The sequence below is a fragment of the Acinetobacter sp. FDAARGOS_559 genome, assembly GCF_003940475.1.
Taxonomy (GTDB): domain Bacteria; phylum Pseudomonadota; class Gammaproteobacteria; order Pseudomonadales; family Moraxellaceae; genus Acinetobacter; species Acinetobacter baumannii.
In genome coordinates, this window is the sequence record NZ_RKJG01000005.1 from 1,766,729 (window position 1) to 1,783,822 (window position 17,094).

19 protein-coding genes and 1 pseudogene are annotated in these 17,094 nt (G+C 39.9%); 13 read left to right on the forward strand and 7 right to left on the reverse strand.

All coding sequences use genetic code 11. The annotated features are described in order from the left end of the window. Positions 1-74: 74 nt before the first annotated feature. From tgt to secF, 4 genes are all read left to right on the forward strand, one after another. On the forward strand, positions 75-1,208 hold the full coding sequence (gene tgt / locus EGS71_RS09850; protein WP_000667230.1) for a tRNA guanosine(34) transglycosylase Tgt: 1,134 nt from the start codon (positions 75-77) through the stop codon (positions 1,206-1,208). A gap of 98 nt (positions 1,209-1,306) precedes the next feature. Then, positions 1,307-1,636, forward strand: coding sequence for a preprotein translocase subunit YajC (gene yajC, locus EGS71_RS09855; protein ID WP_000051669.1), 330 nt, complete (start codon positions 1,307-1,309; stop codon positions 1,634-1,636). 51 nt (positions 1,637-1,687) lie between these two features. Continuing rightward, positions 1,688-3,589: a protein translocase subunit SecD gene (gene secD, locus EGS71_RS09860; protein WP_001270222.1), complete on the forward strand. Its 1,902-nt coding sequence runs from the start codon at positions 1,688-1,690 to the stop codon at positions 3,587-3,589. An 8-nt stretch (positions 3,590-3,597) separates the two neighbouring features. After that, entirely contained in the window at positions 3,598-4,563 is a 966-nt protein-coding gene (gene secF / locus EGS71_RS09865; RefSeq protein ID WP_001984787.1) for a protein translocase subunit SecF, read from the forward strand. 63 nt (positions 4,564-4,626) lie between these two features. Here the strand turns inward: secF and coaBC are convergent, their stop codons facing one another. Continuing rightward, positions 4,627-5,880, reverse strand: a complete 1,254-nt coding sequence (gene coaBC / locus EGS71_RS09870) for a bifunctional phosphopantothenoylcysteine decarboxylase/phosphopantothenate--cysteine ligase CoaBC (RefSeq protein ID WP_000006958.1) — start codon at positions 5,878-5,880, stop codon at positions 4,627-4,629. A 100-nt stretch (positions 5,881-5,980) separates the two neighbouring features. On the opposite strand from coaBC, the gene radC reads away from it, so the two are divergent. Both radC and EGS71_RS09880 read left to right on the forward strand, forming a co-directional pair. After that, the gene (gene radC / locus EGS71_RS09875) at positions 5,981-6,700 is read left to right on the forward strand and encodes a RadC family protein (protein ID WP_085943986.1); all 720 of its coding nucleotides are present in this window, start codon (positions 5,981-5,983) and stop codon (positions 6,698-6,700) included. 61 nt (positions 6,701-6,761) lie between these two features. After that, complete coding sequence (locus EGS71_RS09880) at positions 6,762-7,673, forward strand: bestrophin family protein (protein WP_000637023.1); 912 nt, start codon at positions 6,762-6,764, stop codon at positions 7,671-7,673. Between the two features lie 7 nt (positions 7,674-7,680). Here the strand turns inward: EGS71_RS09880 and EGS71_RS09885 are convergent, their stop codons facing one another. Beyond that, positions 7,681-8,532: a PHP domain-containing protein gene (locus EGS71_RS09885; RefSeq protein ID WP_001161528.1), complete on the reverse strand. Its 852-nt coding sequence runs from the start codon at positions 8,530-8,532 to the stop codon at positions 7,681-7,683. Between the two features lie 44 nt (positions 8,533-8,576). Here EGS71_RS09885 and EGS71_RS09890 point away from each other — a divergent pair, with 44 nt between their 5' ends. The 4 genes from EGS71_RS09890 to mnmC are packed head-to-tail and all read left to right on the forward strand — an operon-like array spanning position 8,577 to position 11,907. After that, on the forward strand, positions 8,577-9,191 hold the full coding sequence (locus EGS71_RS09890) for a septation protein IspZ (protein ID WP_000645707.1): 615 nt from the start codon (positions 8,577-8,579) through the stop codon (positions 9,189-9,191). A gap of 34 nt (positions 9,192-9,225) precedes the next feature. Next, positions 9,226-9,528 carry a YciI family protein gene (locus tag EGS71_RS09895; RefSeq protein ID WP_001115787.1) on the forward strand — a complete coding sequence of 101 codons (303 nt, stop codon included), beginning with the start codon at positions 9,226-9,228 and terminating at the stop codon, positions 9,526-9,528. A 4-nt stretch (positions 9,529-9,532) separates the two neighbouring features. Continuing rightward, positions 9,533-10,012, forward strand: coding sequence for a hypothetical protein (locus EGS71_RS09900; protein ID WP_001175198.1), 480 nt, complete (start codon positions 9,533-9,535; stop codon positions 10,010-10,012). 23 nt (positions 10,013-10,035) lie between these two features. Then, on the forward strand, positions 10,036-11,907 hold the full coding sequence (mnmC, locus tag EGS71_RS09905; RefSeq protein WP_001043526.1) for an FAD-dependent 5-carboxymethylaminomethyl-2-thiouridine(34) oxidoreductase MnmC: 1,872 nt from the start codon (positions 10,036-10,038) through the stop codon (positions 11,905-11,907). Between the two features lie 51 nt (positions 11,908-11,958). Here the strand turns inward: mnmC and EGS71_RS09910 are convergent, their stop codons facing one another. After that, positions 11,959-12,273 carry a rhodanese-like domain-containing protein gene (locus EGS71_RS09910; protein ID WP_000619820.1) on the reverse strand — a complete coding sequence of 105 codons (315 nt, stop codon included), beginning with the start codon at positions 12,271-12,273 and terminating at the stop codon, positions 11,959-11,961. Positions 12,274-12,364: 91 nt separating this feature from the next. Between EGS71_RS09910 and EGS71_RS09915 the strand changes: the two genes are divergently transcribed. After that, complete coding sequence (locus EGS71_RS09915; protein WP_001138893.1) at positions 12,365-12,853, forward strand: YajQ family cyclic di-GMP-binding protein; 489 nt, start codon at positions 12,365-12,367, stop codon at positions 12,851-12,853. Positions 12,854-12,888: 35 nt separating this feature from the next. Next, the gene (locus EGS71_RS09920; RefSeq protein ID WP_000083571.1) at positions 12,889-13,383 is read left to right on the forward strand and encodes a DUF4442 domain-containing protein; all 495 of its coding nucleotides are present in this window, start codon (positions 12,889-12,891) and stop codon (positions 13,381-13,383) included. Between the two features lie 39 nt (positions 13,384-13,422). Here the strand turns inward: EGS71_RS09920 and EGS71_RS09925 are convergent, their stop codons facing one another. From EGS71_RS09925 to EGS71_RS09935, 3 genes are read right to left on the reverse strand one after another with little or no spacing between them, the layout of a single operon-like run. Beyond that, the gene (locus EGS71_RS09925; RefSeq protein ID WP_001287657.1) at positions 13,423-13,845 is read right to left on the reverse strand and encodes an acyl-CoA thioesterase; all 423 of its coding nucleotides are present in this window, start codon (positions 13,843-13,845) and stop codon (positions 13,423-13,425) included. A gap of 1 nt (position 13,846) precedes the next feature. Next, positions 13,847-14,284, reverse strand: coding sequence for a thioredoxin TrxC (gene trxC, locus EGS71_RS09930; protein ID WP_000587649.1), 438 nt, complete (start codon positions 14,282-14,284; stop codon positions 13,847-13,849). After that, positions 14,285-15,181, reverse strand: coding sequence for an alpha/beta hydrolase (locus EGS71_RS09935; RefSeq protein ID WP_000543478.1), 897 nt, complete (start codon positions 15,179-15,181; stop codon positions 14,285-14,287). 192 nt (positions 15,182-15,373) lie between these two features. Between EGS71_RS09935 and EGS71_RS09940 the strand changes: the two genes are divergently transcribed. Then, positions 15,374-15,709: a TIGR01244 family sulfur transferase gene (locus EGS71_RS09940; RefSeq protein WP_001293924.1), complete on the forward strand. Its 336-nt coding sequence runs from the start codon at positions 15,374-15,376 to the stop codon at positions 15,707-15,709. A 286-nt stretch (positions 15,710-15,995) separates the two neighbouring features. On the opposite strand, the pseudogene EGS71_RS09945 reads toward EGS71_RS09940, so the two are convergent. After that, positions 15,996-17,048 (reverse strand): annotated as a pseudogene (locus EGS71_RS09945) (hypothetical protein); the annotation flags it as partial. Between the last annotated feature and the right edge of the window lie 46 nt (positions 17,049-17,094).

The following is a 17,094-nucleotide window of genomic DNA, read 5'->3' on the forward strand; positions in this document are numbered from 1 at the left end:
CTTTTTAGCAGCGAACTGTTTTTTCGCCCTTGCACTGCCCTACGGCATTGCTTGCTATTGTTCAGGATTTTTAAATGAAGTTTGAAAAATTAGGTCAGTCGGGTCGTGCCCGTCGTGGTCGTTTAACTTTAGAACATGGTGTTGTTGAAACCCCTGTTTTTATGCCGGTGGGGACTTACGGTACAGTCAAAGGCATGCTGCCACGTGATATTGAAGATATTCAGGCACAAATTATTTTAGGTAATACCTTCCATTTATATTTGCGTCCGGGCCTTGAAGTGATCAAGCAACACGGCGGCTTGCACGACTTTATTAAATGGAATAAGCCAATTTTGACTGACTCTGGCGGCTTCCAAGTATTTAGTCTTGGCGCTATGCGTAAAATTAAGGAAGAAGGTGTTACTTTCCGTTCTCCGATTGATGGTTCAAAAGTCTTTTTATCGCCTGAAATTTCAATGGAAATTCAGCATGTATTGAACTCTGACATTGTCATGATTTTTGATGAATGTACGCCTTATCCTGCGACACATGAAGAAGCACAAAAATCATTACAGCTTTCTTTGCGCTGGGCAAAACGCTGTAAAACTCATCACCACGATGAACTTAAAAATAAAAATGCGTTATTTGGCATTATTCAAGGCGGCATGTATGAAGACTTACGTGATGAGTCTTTAAATGGCTTACTTGAAATCGGCTTTGACGGTTACGCAATTGGCGGTTTGTCAGTTGGTGAACCAAAAGAAGAGATGATCAAGGTTTTAGATTATCTTCCAAACAAGATGCCGCATGACAAACCACGTTACCTGATGGGTGTAGGTAAACCTGAAGATATCGTTGAAGCGGTGCGCCGTGGTGTCGATATGTTTGACTGTGTAATGCCAACACGTAATGCACGTAATGGTCATTATTTTGTCACTGATGGTCTGGTACGTATTCGTAATAGTAAATATCGTCATGACCAAGGACCACTTGACCCACACTGCGATTGCTATACCTGTAAGAACTTTACTCGTGCTTACCTGTTCCACCTTGAGAAGTGTGGAGAGATGTTGGCGTCTATGCTTGGTACCATTCATAACTTACGTTATTACCAACGTTTAACTGAAGGTATGCGTGATGCATTAGACAATGACACTTTTGATGAATTTGTTCAGGACTTTTATGCCCGCCGCGGATTAGAAGTTCCACCATGCCCTGTCGATGAATAAGCGAGATTTGCGCTCAACCTCAAGACAAGGTAAATTGCAAAACGAATTAGGATTATGTCAGGTATCTGACTCATATTTTTTAACTTTAGGAAATTAAAATGAGCTTGTTCATTTCTACTGCACATGCAGCTCCAGCAGCAGCCCAAAGCCCTGGCCTTTTACCAAACATTTTGATGATTGTTGTATTCGTTGCAATCTTCTATTTCTTAATTTGGCGTCCTCAAGCAAAACGTGCAAAAGAACACCGTTCTTTAATCGAAAGCTTGGGTGTTGGTAGCGAAGTTGTCTTTGCTGGCGGTTTAATGGGCAAAGTAACTAAACTTGAAGGTGACTATGCGGTTGTTGAACTTAACCGTGGTGTAGAAGTAAAAATTCAGCGTGCCAGCGTAATTTCTGTATTACCAGAAGGCACTCTAAATAACCTTTAATCATAAAACAGTCGTGCTTTAGCACGGCTTTTTCATTTAAGAAGAAAGCGAATGCGTTACCCTGCATGGAAATATTTACTGATTCTGGTTGTTCTGGTAGTCAGTACATTATACGCACTGCCTAGTCTATATCCGGATGAGCCCGCCGTTCAAATTTCCGGTGCCAAAGCTGGTACCCAAATTGATCAAAGTGTGGTGCAAAAAGCAGAGCAAATTTTAAAAACAGCAAATATTGCAAGCCACGATAATACTTTTACAAATAATGCTGCTCTCTTGCGTGTCAGCTCTTCTGAAGCGCAATTGAAAGCAAAAGAAGTATTACGCCGTGACTTAGGTGATCAATATGTTGTAGCCCTAAACCTTGCACCAACAACTCCAGAATGGTTGCAAAAAATTGGGGCGAAACCAATGAAACTTGGTTTGGACTTACGTGGTGGTGTCCACTTCTTGCTTGAAGTAGATATGGACAAAGCCATTTCCCAACGTATGGAAACCTCTGCCACTGATTTGCGTCGTCAGTTCCGTGAAAACAAAATTAAATTTAACAATCTTGCGTTAAATAATAATGTGATCACTGTTCAGTTTGCTGACAATGCGGATCGTGATGCAGCAATGGATTTTTTACGCCGTAATGGTAATGAATATACCCAACAGGCATTAGCGAGCACGACAGGTTCAATCTTAAAGCTCACTTATACTGATGTACGTCGTCAAGAAATTCAGGCTTATGCAGTTAATCAGAACTTAACAACACTACGTAATCGTATTAACGAACTTGGTGTTGCAGAAGCTTTAGTACAAAGTCAGGGTAGCAACCGTATTGTCGTTGAATTACCGGGTGTTCAAGATACAGCAGAAGCTAAACGTGTTTTAGGCCGTACTGCTAACCTCGAATTCCGTTTGGTATCTGACTTAAATGATCAATATATTGATCCATATACGGGTAAATATAATGGTCAACCGTTACCTCCGGGTACGGAAGTTTTTGCTTATCAGTCTTTAGATAGTGGTCGCCAACTGTTGTTGCAACGTAACCGTATCTTGACTGGTGAACGCGTTCAAAATGCAAGTTCTGGCTTTAGCCAAGACTCTGGTGGTGCCGAAGTAAATATTACGCTCGACAGTGCTGGCGGTAAGCTGATGTCAGATGCAACCCGTAATGCAGTTGGAAAACGCATGGCGGTATTGTTCATCGAAAATAAACAAAAGATTAGCTACGTTACAGATCCAAAAACTGGTGCTCAAACAGAAGTTCGTACACCATATACCGAGTCTGTCGTGATTAATGCCGCAACCGTTCAAGCCGTTTTAGGTTCAACTTTCCGTATTACTGGTTTAAGTTCACCTCAAGAAGCATCTGAACTTGCGTTAATGCTTCGTGCCGGTGCTTTAGCTGCGCCAATGTACTTCGTTGAAGAGCGTGTTGTTGGTCCAAGCCTTGGTCAAGAAAACATTGATAAAGGTGTACTATCAACGCAAATCGGTTTCTTGCTTGTTGCAATCTGGATGGTCGTATTCTTCCGTCTATTTGGTTTAATCGCGAACTTTGCACTTGTATTTAACTTGGCAATGATTTTAACCATTATGTCTTGGATAGGTGCTTCCCTCACCTTACCGGGTATTGCGGGTATCGTCATTACCATTGGTATGGCCGTCGACGCCAACGTACTGATATGTGAACGTATTCGAGAAGAAATGCTCTGGGGGGCCTCACCTAAACAGGCCATTGTGGCGGGTTATGATCGAGCCTATAACACCATTTTCGACTCGAACTTAACAACGTTCCTTGTTGCATTCATTCTGTTTGCAATCGGTACTGGCCCGATTAAAGGTTTCGCCGTGACATTAATGATCGGTATTATTTGCTCAATGTTTACTGCAATTACAGTAACGCGTGCGATTGTACAAATCATTTATGGTAAACGCCGTAACTTGAAAAAGTTGAGCATTTAAGGAGATCTATGATGACTAAAGTGACTCAACAGCCTTCAAAACAATATGGTCGTCCGGATGATGCAAAAATCATCCCATTCATGAAGATTGCTAAACCTGCAGCAATCTTCTCGATCCTTATTACTTTAGCGAGCATTTTCTTTATTGCGACCAAAGGTCTTAACTTAGGTTTGGATTTTACAGGTGGTGTTTCAGCTGAGCTTAACTATGCTCAGCCAGCAAATCAGGCAGAAGTTATTCAGGCTCTCGACAAAGCTGGTTTTAAAGATGCTGTAGTACAAACTTTGGGTAGTAATAAAGACTTACTTGTTCGCATGCCAGTACAAGATATTAAGGTTGAAGATCTTAATAATGCGATTACCAAAGCTGTGCAATTGCCAAACAATGCAGCAGAAGTTCATAAAGTGGACTCTGTAGGTGGTCAGGTAGGTAACGAGCTTTATGTTCGTTCGGCTGGTGCTGTTGCACTTGCGCTGATTTTAATGTTGATCTATGTCACCATTCGCTTTGAGTTCAAACTCGCAATGGGTGCCGTGATGTCTTTATTCCATGACATCATCATCATTATTGGTGCATTTGCTTTATTCCAATGGCCATTTGACCTGACAGTTTTAGCTGCGGTACTTGCGGTGATTGGTTTCTCGCTTAACGATAACATCGTTGTTTCAGACCGTATCCGTGAAAATTTCCGTAAAATTCGCGGTGCAACTCCACGTGAAATCGTTGATATTGCGTTAACTGAGACTTTACGTCGTACCATCCATACCTCAATGACCTTGTTGCTCGTAGTACTTGCAATGATGTTCTTGGGTGGTGATGGCTTACACTGGTTCTCTGTTGCAATGTTTGTCGGTGTCTTTGTCGGTACTTACTCTTCGATTTATATCGGTACAGCATTTGCCTTATGGCGTGGTCTTAACCGTCAAGACTTCATTGTTCAGGTCAAACCTGAATTTGAAGATGAAATCCCTTGATTGTCTAAATAAGACTATAAAAAAACCGCGATTTATTCGCGGTTTTTTTATTTAGTTCAAAAATTATTTACGGCGTAATGCATCCGAAATAGCTTCAACCAATTGTTGAGAAATTTCTTGCTTAGATGCTTTCTCTAACTCACGTTTTTTCATATGGTAACTTTCAGCAAAAAATACTGTCATCGCATTTTCATCAGAAGCAAAGCCAATATCAGCGCGAGAAACATCGTTACATGCAATCATATCTAGCTTTTTAGCAACGAGTTTCCCTGCTGCATATTCTTCAACATTCTGCGTTTCGGCAGCAAAGCCCACCATAAATGGACGTTTTTCCTGAGCTGCAATCGTTGCCACAATATCCGGATTTTTTACAAGGGAAACATTCAGCTCATCCCCTGCTTTCTTAATTTTATGCTCTGCCACTTCGGCGACGCGATAATCAGCTACAGCCGCCGTTGCAATAAAGATGTCACAGCCAGTCTCAAGCGACTCCATACTGACATCTAACATTTGTCGAGCCGAAGCAACATTTACACGTTGAACACCGTTTGGAGTATCTAAACTTACGGGACCAGCAATTAACGTAACTTTTGCGCCTGCTGCATAACATGCCGCAGCTAAAGCAAAGCCCATTTTTCCAGTACTATGATTTGAGATATAACGGACAGGGTCAATCGCCTCACGGGTTGGTCCAGCAGTAATTACAACTCGCTTACCTGCCAACAACCCAAATTTTTCAGCAATTGCACGTTGGGCTTGATGGAAATAACCCGCCACTTGCCTTGCAATTTCTTCTGGTTCTGGCATACGGCCTAAGCCTACATCACCACACGCCTGCTCCCCTGCATCTGGCATAATCACATGCACGCCATCTTCAACCAGAGTTTGCAAATTACGCTGAGTTGCTTTTGCAGCCCACATTTGCTGGTTCATCGCAGGAGCGACCCACACAGGCGCTTTAGTTGCTAAAAATAAAGTACTGAGTAAGTCATCTGCCAAACCATTAGCAAACTTAGCTAATGTGTCACAGCTTGCTGGAGCAACCAGTAATAAATCAGCCCAACGAGCCAATTCAATATGGCCCATTCCAGCTTCAGCCTCAGGGTCTAAAAGCTCGGTATGTACAGGATTTCCTGAAAGAGCCTGAAAAGTTAGAGGTGTAATAAATGCTTGAGCCCCGTGTGTCATCACAACCCGAACGTCAAAACCATAATCTTTAAGACGACGGACCAAAATGGCACTCTTATAGGCAGCAATCCCACCTGTAACAGCTAAAACAATGTTTTTATGAGGAATAACACTTAAATCAAAGCTCACGAACAGGATACCTTTCTGTTGCAGTGGCGCTCACAATAGCATTAAATACGCGCAGACCCAAGATTGATTGGGCAAACAAAATAAATTTTTAAGCAGAATATTGCTGGGGAATATGAATACTTCTATTAAAAATTGGCCAGAACAAGAACGGCCAAGAGAACGGTTATTACAACAAGGCCCTCAAAGCCTTTCTGACTCTGAACTACTCGCGATCTTTCTTCGCTCAGGTTCACGTCAACATTCAGCAGTAGAGCTCGCACGTTTACTGATTCAACAGTTTGGTAGTCTAAACGCTGTTTTCGATGCATCTTTCAATGAATTGGCTCAATTTAATGGTATTGGAGCTACCAAGTATTCCCAATTACTGGCCGTAAAAGAGCTTGGACGGCGTTACCTCGACTATCATTTTAGTCAGACTGAGCTAAGCCTTCATTCTTCTCATTTAGTTCTAGATTATTTGCGTTACGAATTAAAAGGTGAAAAACAAGAAGTCTTTGCGGTACTTTGCTTAGATGCCGAGTTGAGAAAACTACATTTTAAAAAGTTATTTTTTGGTTCAGTTCAACACTGCGCTGTTTCAGTGAATCAAACCTTACGTTATGCCTTACAACAGCACGCTTGCCAATTAGTAATAGCACATAACCACCCATTTGGTTCCCCACAGCCCTCTCCTGAAGATATTAAACTCACACAGCAACTTGAACATGCCTGTCAGCTTGTTGAAATTCGTCTGCTGGACCATTTTATTATCTCGCCAGAAGGTAGCTTTTCATTTGCTGAACAACAACTGCTCAACCCTACCTCAATAGCCGTTCAATGATATTGACAAAGCTTCACTAAGCTTAGAATATCAAAACAAAAATAGCGACGTTTAAAATAAAATGATTGTTCGTGAACAGCCCAGTATTTTTAAAGTTTTATTCTCTTGGCGAGGGACGATATTACCTAAAATTTTGCCCTCTTTAGGGGTAGTAATGCTGATTTCGGCAATCATTGGTGGGGTTGAATACATTAACCTCTATCGTTTTCCAGAAATTCCTTTAGTTGGCTTTACTTTAATTGGTGTCGTACTTTCTATTTTTTTAGGTTTTAAGAATACTGCATGTTATGACCGCTGGTGGGAAGCCCGAAAATTATGGGGGGTCCTGATTGCGACTTCGCGACATTTCGACCGTGACTGCCGGATTTTAACTCAAGCCCGCCGTGAACGTGTCATTCAGCACGTTATTGTATTCGCCAATGTGTTACGTGACCGTTTACGCCGTCAAACAGCCAACCCCACCGAGCTAATACAAACCAGTGGCATGAGTCAACAAGCACTTACCCAACTTTACCAACAGAATAACGCACCGCAATATACGCTTAGCCTTATTCAATGGGAATTATTACAAGCGCTTAAAGAAGGGGAAATTTCAGATATTATTTATGCTCAAATGAATAAGAATGTTGCAGATCTAAGTGTCGTACAAACTGGCTGTGACCGTATTGCAAATACTCCTATTCCGTTTGCTTATTCAGTTTTGCTTAACCGTACTGTTTATTTTTTCTGTTTTATGTTGCCGTTTAGCTTAGGATCTTTGCTTGGTTTAGCAACGCCTTTACTGGTTGGAATTCTGGCTTATACATTTTTAGGACTTGATGCTTTAAGTACCGAAATTGAAGAACCATTTGGCACGCAAAGTAATGATTTACCTTTAGATGCAATGGTACGTAGTATCGAAATTGAGCTTTTGGGGACACTTGGTAAGCCCACACCTCCTCCAATTCAAGCTCAAGATAACAACTTGCTCTAAAATGCGATTAGATAAAACGTTCCCAAATGCCTTGCTGGTTACTCGCTGGTTTAGGGGTGTTTCCTAATTTAATCCACGGCATATTTTCACCATGAAAATCGCTACCAATTGAAATAGCCAAATGATGCTGGTCAATCATACGATCAATCATTTGGCGAGTAGATAAAGGATCTACAGGAGGCGGCAACTCCACCGCATCTCCACCACAACTTGCAAATAACTCAATCAAATACCGGGTATTTGTAGCCGACAAATCATAACGAGTTGGATGAGCTAAAACTGCAAATCCTTTACTGTTATGAATAACCTCAATGGTCTCTTTCAAACCCAATCCTTCAAACTTTACAAAAGCACGCTTCCCTTCTTTTAAAAAACGATCAAAAGCTTGTTGAGGACGACTTACTACATTCTTTTCAACTAAGGTTTTAGCAATATGGGTTCTGGTAATCCGGTCTGGTTGATTTTCAACTTTATCGAGAACATCTTGATAAATATCAAAGCCAATACACTTTTTTAATAGTTCACAAATAACTACTGCTCTTTGTGCTCTAATTCTTTTTTGTTGTTCTAATGCTTCTAAAATTGGAGCTTCATCTTGCATATTTAAAGCCACAATATGTACGCCATAGCTTTTTTTCGTGCTTGGTCGTGACCACTGGCTTGAAATCTCTACACCAGAAATAATTTGCAAATCATGGGGTTGTGCAGCCTTTCTTGCACGCTGTAATCCATCCATCGTATCGTGATCGGTTAGCGCTAAAGTATGCAACTTCACATCGACAGCAGCTTGCACTAGCAATTCCGGAGACAAAGTTCCATCAGAAATATTGCTATGTGTATGTAAATCTATGCCTTGCATCTTTTATACTATGCCATTCACCAAACCTGATCAGATACTCTAACATGAAAGCACTACTGGACTTTGTTCCATTAATTATTTTCTTTTATTTATATAAGACAGTTGATCCAGCCGATACACAGCATCCTTTACTCAAACTGATCGGGTCTGCTGGCGGTGTTGATAATAATAATATTCTTGTCGCTACTACCGGTTTAATTATTTCAATGCTGGTAGTGTATGGTGCGTTGTTCATCATGCAAAAGTTCCGTCTAGATAAACAGCAATGGATTGTGCTGTTCATGACAGTCATTTTTGGTGGTATTACCCTTATGTTGAGCGATGATTTTTACATCCGCTTAAAAGCCGCTATTTTGAATCTAGTTTTTGCAGGTGCTTTCTTAGTTTCACCTTGGTTTGGTAAAGACCGTAAGCCCCTTATTCAACGTTTATTTGATCCGATTTTAGCCTTAAGCGAAAAAGGTTGGAAAAATTTAAACTTTGCTTGGGCAGCTATGTTTGTCGTGATGTCTGGTTTACATGTTTTCTTTGCGTTTTTATTCCACGGCGGAAAATATTGGGGCGAATTTACTGCATTTGGTGACATGATTGTCATGTTTTCATTTATCATTATTCAGTTCATTATTTTACGTAAACATTTTAAGTCACCAGATGCTTAATGTGGTTTCGGATTGATTATAGAGATACGATGACATGCCTTTTTTTGTTCTAAGCTGTACCGATAACGAAGGAACTCTAGAGAAACGTTTAGCAGTACGTCCTCAACATATCGAACGTTTGCAAAAACTTGATGATGAAGGTCGTCTAGTTGCTGCTGGAGCGATGCCAAAAGACCCTAATGACCCGCAAGCTGGTTTTTATGGCAGCACCATGATTGTAGAGTTTGATACACGTGAAGCCTTAGATGAATGGTTAAAAGAAGAACCATTTTTGAAAGAAGGCATCTATAGTCATGTTGATGTCAAACCATTTAATAAAGCATTTCCAAAAGGGTAAACGCATGCAGCTTGCAACCAAAAGCTTTCTTGGCTTGTGTTTGATATGTTCAACTGCCGGAGCAGTTGAACCTGCTGCGACACCAGCAACACCTCCAACTGCAGCGTCAATACAGAATGCTAAACCAGCACCTACTTCTGCAACTGTAGCTAAACCCGCAACTACAACAGCACCAACCACAACACAACCGCTTACAGCAGAACAAATCGCAAAGAACAAGCAACAGCAAGATGCAAAAATTAAGGCTTTAGTTCAAGATCAAGCATCTCGTCTAAAACAGCTAGAACATGCAAACCTTGAAGCGCTAGCACAAAACCAAGAATTGCAGCTAAAGAACGATAACTTGTCTGTTCAGGTACAAGTTTTACAAAGTGAACGTAGTGCTCAAATGTTCTTATATGGCGCAGTAACTCTTGCAGGTGGCGTACTGCTTGGCTTCTTTATTGCGAGTTATGTTTACACCAAACGTCGACGTCAGTGGTAATCCTGAGCGACTTATTAAACCGAATGAACAAATCAAACCGTATACAAACTGCTGAGCTGGATTGGGAATCTATTGATGGTATTGAAGTTCCCATTTCCAAACAATTTGGTGATGTCTATTTTTCTAAAGATAATGGTCTGCTTGAAACACGGCATGTATTTTTAAATGGCAATGACCTATCAGAACGATTAGCCAATTTACAAGATTTTGAATATTTCAGTGTAGGAGAAACCGGGTTCGGCACTGGTTTAAATATTCTTGCGCTCTGGCAACTATGGCAACAAGTTCGTCCAAATAACCACAGTCATTTACATGCAATTAGCGTCGAAAAGTTTCCTTTAAGCAAAGCTGATCTCATTCGTGCTTTAAATGTATGGGATGAACTTAAACCGCTTTCCAAACAACTTATTGAGCAATATCCCTTACCTCTTGCAGGCTGCCATCGTTTAAGTTTTCCAGAAGAGCGCTTCAGCATCGACCTATGGTTAGGAGATGCACAAGATATTTTTCCAAGTATGGTAAAAACGAAGGCAGTGAATGCTTGGTTTCTGGATGGTTTTGCGCCTTCTTGTAATCCGGACATGTGGGAACAAAATGTTTTAAATAATATTGTTCGGCTTTCCAACTATGGCACTACCTTTGCCTCATTTAGTGTAGCTGGTGTCCTCAAACGTGGACTAAAGGCTCACGGAATCGATATTTCTCGTCCTCGCGGTTTTGGACATAAAAGGGAAATGCTTAAAGCCGTTTGGAAAGCACCTTTAAGTGAAGAAATTTTATTAGAACCAGTTAGCGATACTTTCCAATTTACTCAGCAGCGTATCGCCGTAATTGGCGCTGGGATTGCAGGTTTAAGCACAGCTTGGGCATTTGCTCAACGTGGGCATCAGGTCACTCTATTTGAGCGTACAGCGCCGTTATCAGGTGCTTCTGGCAATCCGTTGGCATTACTTAATCCGAAACTATGCCCAATTGAACAAAGCCATGAGCATCTCATGACTTTAAGCTGGCAACATGCGTTAAATTTCTATAAAAATTTTCAAGCCTTTCGCCCGATTCAAATACAGCAAATGGCTTTAAAAAATGCACAAGATCTTCTCGATCTTACTAATCAATATCCTGCTGATATTGTCACGCGGCAAACAAGCTCACTTGAATCAGACTATCCACATATTTTATTGACCGAAGCTGGAGCAGTTTCTCCGCACCAATTACGTGATGAAATTTTGCAACATCCAAGTATTGAACTGAAAATTGCCAATATTACGACACTTGATTCTTTTGAAAATAAAGTTCAATTAAAAAGTGGTAATGAAACTACTTTAGAAGCTGATCATGTCGTGGTGTGCTGCGCCAGAGAAAGTGTTGCTTTATTTGAAAATTATCCGCTATTAAAACCTATACGTGGACAGGTGAGCTGGGTTGATAATTCTTTTGCAACCTTACCTTTAAACGAAGCCTATAGCTATGGCGGTTATTGTATGCAACTGAATACGTCTGAACTTATTCTAGGGGCTTCTTTCTACCCAAACCGAGACGATCAAGAAGTACTGCTTGATGACCATGTGCATAACTTTGAATTAATCCACAGCGTTTTTCCTCATTATGCAAAACAATTACCGCCAGTCGAACAATGGCAAGGACGAGCATCAGTTCGCGCTCAAAGTCCAGATTATTTTCCAGTTGTGGGAAAAATGCAGAATGAAAGCCGTATTTTTACTTTTGCAGGTTTAGGCTCAAAGGGCTTTTTATTTGCGCCGCTTTGTAGTGAAGTTTTAGTGGCCCAAATTTTAGGTGAAGCTTGTCCTGTTCCCAAAAGCCTATTACAGAAATTAGATGCCCAACGTTTTCAAAAGAAAGTTAAACCTAAGAAACCTTATTTTAAATCTCAATAGTGCACTTGAGAAAATTTGGTCCCAATAAAAAAGCACCCGAAGGTGCTTTTTTTATGCGCCCTGCTCTAGAGGTAAACCTGCGTCACGAGCTGCACGCGTCCCTCCCATCAGCACGACATATTCACGCGAGGCATCTAAGCCTTCTAGTTTCTCAGCTGCACGAGGAGCTTTGCTACCACCACCACATAAAATATAAATCGGCTGATCCGCAGCGACCTGGTTCAAAATATCAGCATTTAAATCATTAATTGGGCGGCTTACCGCACCTTTAACATGCCCTTCTGCATAAGCACTTGAATCACGGACATCCCAGATAACAGCATTTTCTGGGAACTCAAATGTTGTAATTTCTTGTTTACGGATCATTGTGCACTCCTTTGATGTAAACAACACTTGGCAAATGAAGAAAACCCTCTTAGCATCTCAAATATTCTTTCACTTTGTAAAGGTCTAAACTATGCCTTCTTTCGATATTGTTTCTGAATTAGAGTTATTTGAAGTTAATCACGCTGTACAAAACACCCAAAAAGAGATTGCAACACGTTTTGACTTCCGTGGTCATGATGTTTCTATCGAATTAAATGAAAAAAATAAAGAGATAAAAATCAGTACAGAAAGTGATTTCCAGTGTGAACAAGTTTATAACATGTTAGAAAATCACTTTTATAAACGTAAAATTGATGTGCAAGCGCTTGACCCACAGAAAGCAACAGCATCAGGCAAAAATTTTGTACAAGTGATTAAACTAAAAGATGGCCTTGACTCTGATACAGCAAAAAAAATTAATAAAGCCATTAAAGAAAGTGGCATCAAAGTGCAATCATCTATTCAAGGCGACAAAATCCGTGTAACTGATAAAAAGCGTGACACTTTACAACAAGTGATGGCTTTTTTACGTGAACAACAATTTGGTCTGCCATTACAATTTAATAACTTTAAAGATTAATGTCTTCGCATGACATTCCCAATTAAGGTAATCCCATGTCTCAATCCAATCGTCTATTAAAACTGGTAAAAGCAACTTCAAAATTCCCTAAAGGTATTCGGAGTACGCTTTGGAGTAAGGCATTTGGCCGCATTGTGCCAATGGTGGGTACAGCAAACATTCGCTATCTGGAAGTAGATGTAAACCATGTGACGGTTCGTTTAGAAAATCAAAAAAATATGCAGAACCATATTAAAGGTGTCCATGCTGCGGCTATGGCACTTTTGGCAGAAACTGCAACAGGTTTTCTAACGGGTTTACATATTCCAGATAACCGTATTTTATTAATCAAATCATTACATGTTGATTATTTAAAAGTGGTTGAAGGTGGTTTAACAGCAACAGCGACTCTCTCTACCGAACAGCAAAAATATATTGCTGATCATGAGAAAGGTGAACTTGTTATTCCAGTTACGGTCATTGATGATGCAGGTAATGAACCAATTCAATGCCAAATGTTATGGGCATGGTTACCTAAGCGTAAGAAATAAAGATATAAAAAAGCCCAAATTCAAATTTGGGCTTTTTTATTACGATTCTTGAGAGGCAAGAAATTTCTGTTTCGCTTCCTCAGGAATCTGACGTTTGTTGCCTTTTACATCTACTGCAACAAAGGTAAAGACCCCTTCAGTAATACGAATTGGGGCACGAGAGTCATCATGGCTATCCCAAACTTCAATTTGCATTTGAATAGAGGTATTACCCACTTTTAGGATTTTGGTATAGCAACTAATGACAAAGCCTACTTTTACCGGAACCAAAAAGGTCATCTGATTAATGGAAATCGTAGCACAGCGCCCGCGACTAAAACGCTCCGCGTGAATTGCTCCAGCCAAGTCCATTTGTGACACGATCCACCCACCAAACACATCACCACTCCAGTTTGTATCTGCTGGCATGGCAATCGTTTGTAAGGATAAAATTCCTTCTGGTTTGGTATAAGCTTCTGACACCTTAGCTCCCGAAATTCGTTTGAAGTTGTTGATCTAGCCACTGCTGCAATTCAGGCGCGCGTAATGCGCCGCTCATTCGAGCAACTTCTGTGGTTTTATTCATTAATACAAGGGTAGGAATACTTCTCACATTAAATGCTTGGCTTAAGCGAGGAGACTCTTCGGTATTAATCTTGGCAAAAATGACACGTGGATTTTGTTTTGCAACTTGTGCAAAATGTGGCGCCATCATTTTACAAGGTCCGCACCATTCTGCCCATAAATCTATCAAAATAGGCAGATCACTATTTGTGATGTAGTTGCTAAAGTTTTGTTCATTTAACTCAATTGGCGCAAGCGGGAGTAATGGCTGATGACATTGTCCACAACTCGGTTGAGCGGTAAGTTTTTCCTCTGGTACTCTATTTTTTGCACCGCACGATGCACATACAATAATCATTTACATCACTCCTATATGCTGATGTAAAAATTCTAATTGGGTCGTCACTGCTTTTTCAAACCATGAACCGTGATAGATATCAAAATGTTTCATATCCCATTCATGATAACTCACAAAAGGAGCAATATTAGTCGCAGCTTCACGACTAGACTCAATTGGAATCAAAGAATCATGCTGAGCCGCAATAAATAAAACTGGAATATTAATTTGACGTACAAGTTGAATTGGGCGATAACGCATCAAATTAAAAAACACGCGTGCCGGGACTTCTCCACTCCAGTAATAATCCGGATTCACAATCGATAAATAACCATAATAGCTATCTGCTGTTGGCATAAAGCACAATTTATATTGATCTACCACAGGCAACCTTTTAGGGTTAAGGCCCATTTTTGAACCCATATAATCTTGGCTCGACAACTTTAAAGCTTGGGGATAACGCTGTAGTGGATATAATTTTGCTGTTTCCGCACCATCAACATATGGAATTTGTACCATAATGGCCTGAATATTCTTTAATTCAGAAGCTAGGCTTAAAGCATATCCCCCACTTAAGGATGTTCCCCACAATACAATTCTTCGGTTATCTATAAATTTACACGTAGAAGCGTATTGGATCATGGTCTTCCAGTCTTCTAGTTGAGAGTTGATAGAAATCATCTCTCGGGGCTTACCTGTACTTCCACCCCAATATCGGTAATCAAATAAAATAACCGCATAGCCAGCTTGAGCAAAACGCTGGGCATATTGAATGAGTTTGAATTGACGCAATCCGGCAAAACCATGTGCCATGATAATTACCGCAGATTTATTATTTGTTTTTGGAATATAAAAGTCAGCTGCAATCATTTCCTGATCACATGGAACATATAAAGGCTCAACCGTATAAGCGTGCATATGTGCTCCGTGGCATTATGGTCGAAGTAATGAATTTACAAAAAACATCCTGATCGCCTTTTAAAAATCTAGAGCTGTTCTTTTACATAAATTTTATCTATGTAGGAACAACGTTTTAGTGTCTTGTATCTCAGGTTAAGCTTAATGCTATGATACAGCATAAGAGGTTTTATTAAATTTTGGAGTGACGAAATGTCAGAGAATGTTGGTTTCGCAGGTCAAATTGGCCCAGAACATGTGGGTCAAGTTGTAGAAAAAGGCTTTAAATCTATTATTAATAACCGTCCTGACATGGAAGGTGGTCCAGAACAACCAACCAGTGCTCAAATTGAAGAAGCAGCACGCCAAGCTGGCCTAGATTATGTTTATCAGCCTGTTGTAGCTGGCCAAATTACTGAACTTGATGTTCGTACTTTTGCAAATCACTATAATGAACTTCCAAAACCGGTTCTCATGTTCTGCCGTACTGGAAACCGTTCAAACAATCTTTATCAATTAGCCAAACAAATGGATTTGTTAGATGATTAAATGAATAAATAAATTCATAAGCTCTATTTTTATTTAAAGATAGAGCTTTTTTAATAAAAAAAAATATACAACTGCATCAATTCAACAGATATACAAACTGTCTTCAGCTAAAGTTGTTAAGTCACTTTTTATTTTCTTAGTTATTTTATGAATAAATTGATTTTGTTATTAGTAAGCTGCTTTATTCTCAGCGCGTGTTCATCTATGCAAGTACGCCCTACTGTCGGGGTAAGTATGGGAACACAACTCTAAAAAAGAAGCAGCTCAAAGGCTGCTTCTTTTTATATTAATTACCATTTGAACAGTTTGGATCTATTCCATATGGACTTTCCATATTTGGGCCATTAAGATCCGTAAGGCTGACATCTTTAGTTAAATAACCTAAAGTTAAGGATGTAGAACCTTTAATTAAACTTCCCGAAACTGTAGATTTAGCCGTTAACTGAACAGTTAACCATGATGCATAAATTTTAGGATATTGAATTTTAAGATCAAAACGTCCATTTGCATCTGTTGTATATTTATTATTGGTTGCAGCGGTACCTGCACTGTTGATATACGATACAACTTGGACTGTAGAATTTTCTTTAAGCGGCTTTAATTGATTAATAACGTCCCCATTCACATTTACAGCTTGGACTGGTGATGTACAGGCTGTTCTAATAACAGGAAGATATTCATCTGGTTTACCATCAGTTGGATTAGAAGTATCAACAAACCCATATCGACCCTTATAATATGCAAGAGCATTAACGCCCATGACTACATCTTGATTGGGTATCGGTTTACCATCCACATCAGTCACTTGTACTGAAATATTTTTATAGTAGTAGACTCCATCACTTGAATCTTCCATTGTGGTCGGATTATATGCTACGGCAATAGCGCCGACTGCTACTGGTACATCAGAATTAACCACATCAAGTTTATAAGTATAAATTTTTGTAGATTGGCCAAAGTTTGCTTCTAAAACAAGATCATCTGTTACGAACTGACCAGCACTATATGATGAAGTTCTTTGATTTTCACTAAAAGATAAAGTATAGCTGATCTGACCATTTACATCAGTTTGTGTCGCATTAGGAGTAAATTTGACACCATTTAAAACTGAATTTCTAACTTTAAGTGTAATCGCTTGGTTTGCTAAAGTTGCACCATTTGCATCTACAGCTGTTAATGTGACGGTTGTTTGATCACCTCTAACATTTAGAGAGGTTTTTGTAGCATCAAACAATACAATACTCGTAGTATCAGCTTCGACAGTACTGTTGCTACCTGTTACTGTCACTGTCTGTTCTTGAGTAAGCGTACCATTATTCGTAGAGACTTTTAATTTAAAAGTAAGCATCCGGCTAACACAGCCTTACCAAGCGGTCCTATAAGCC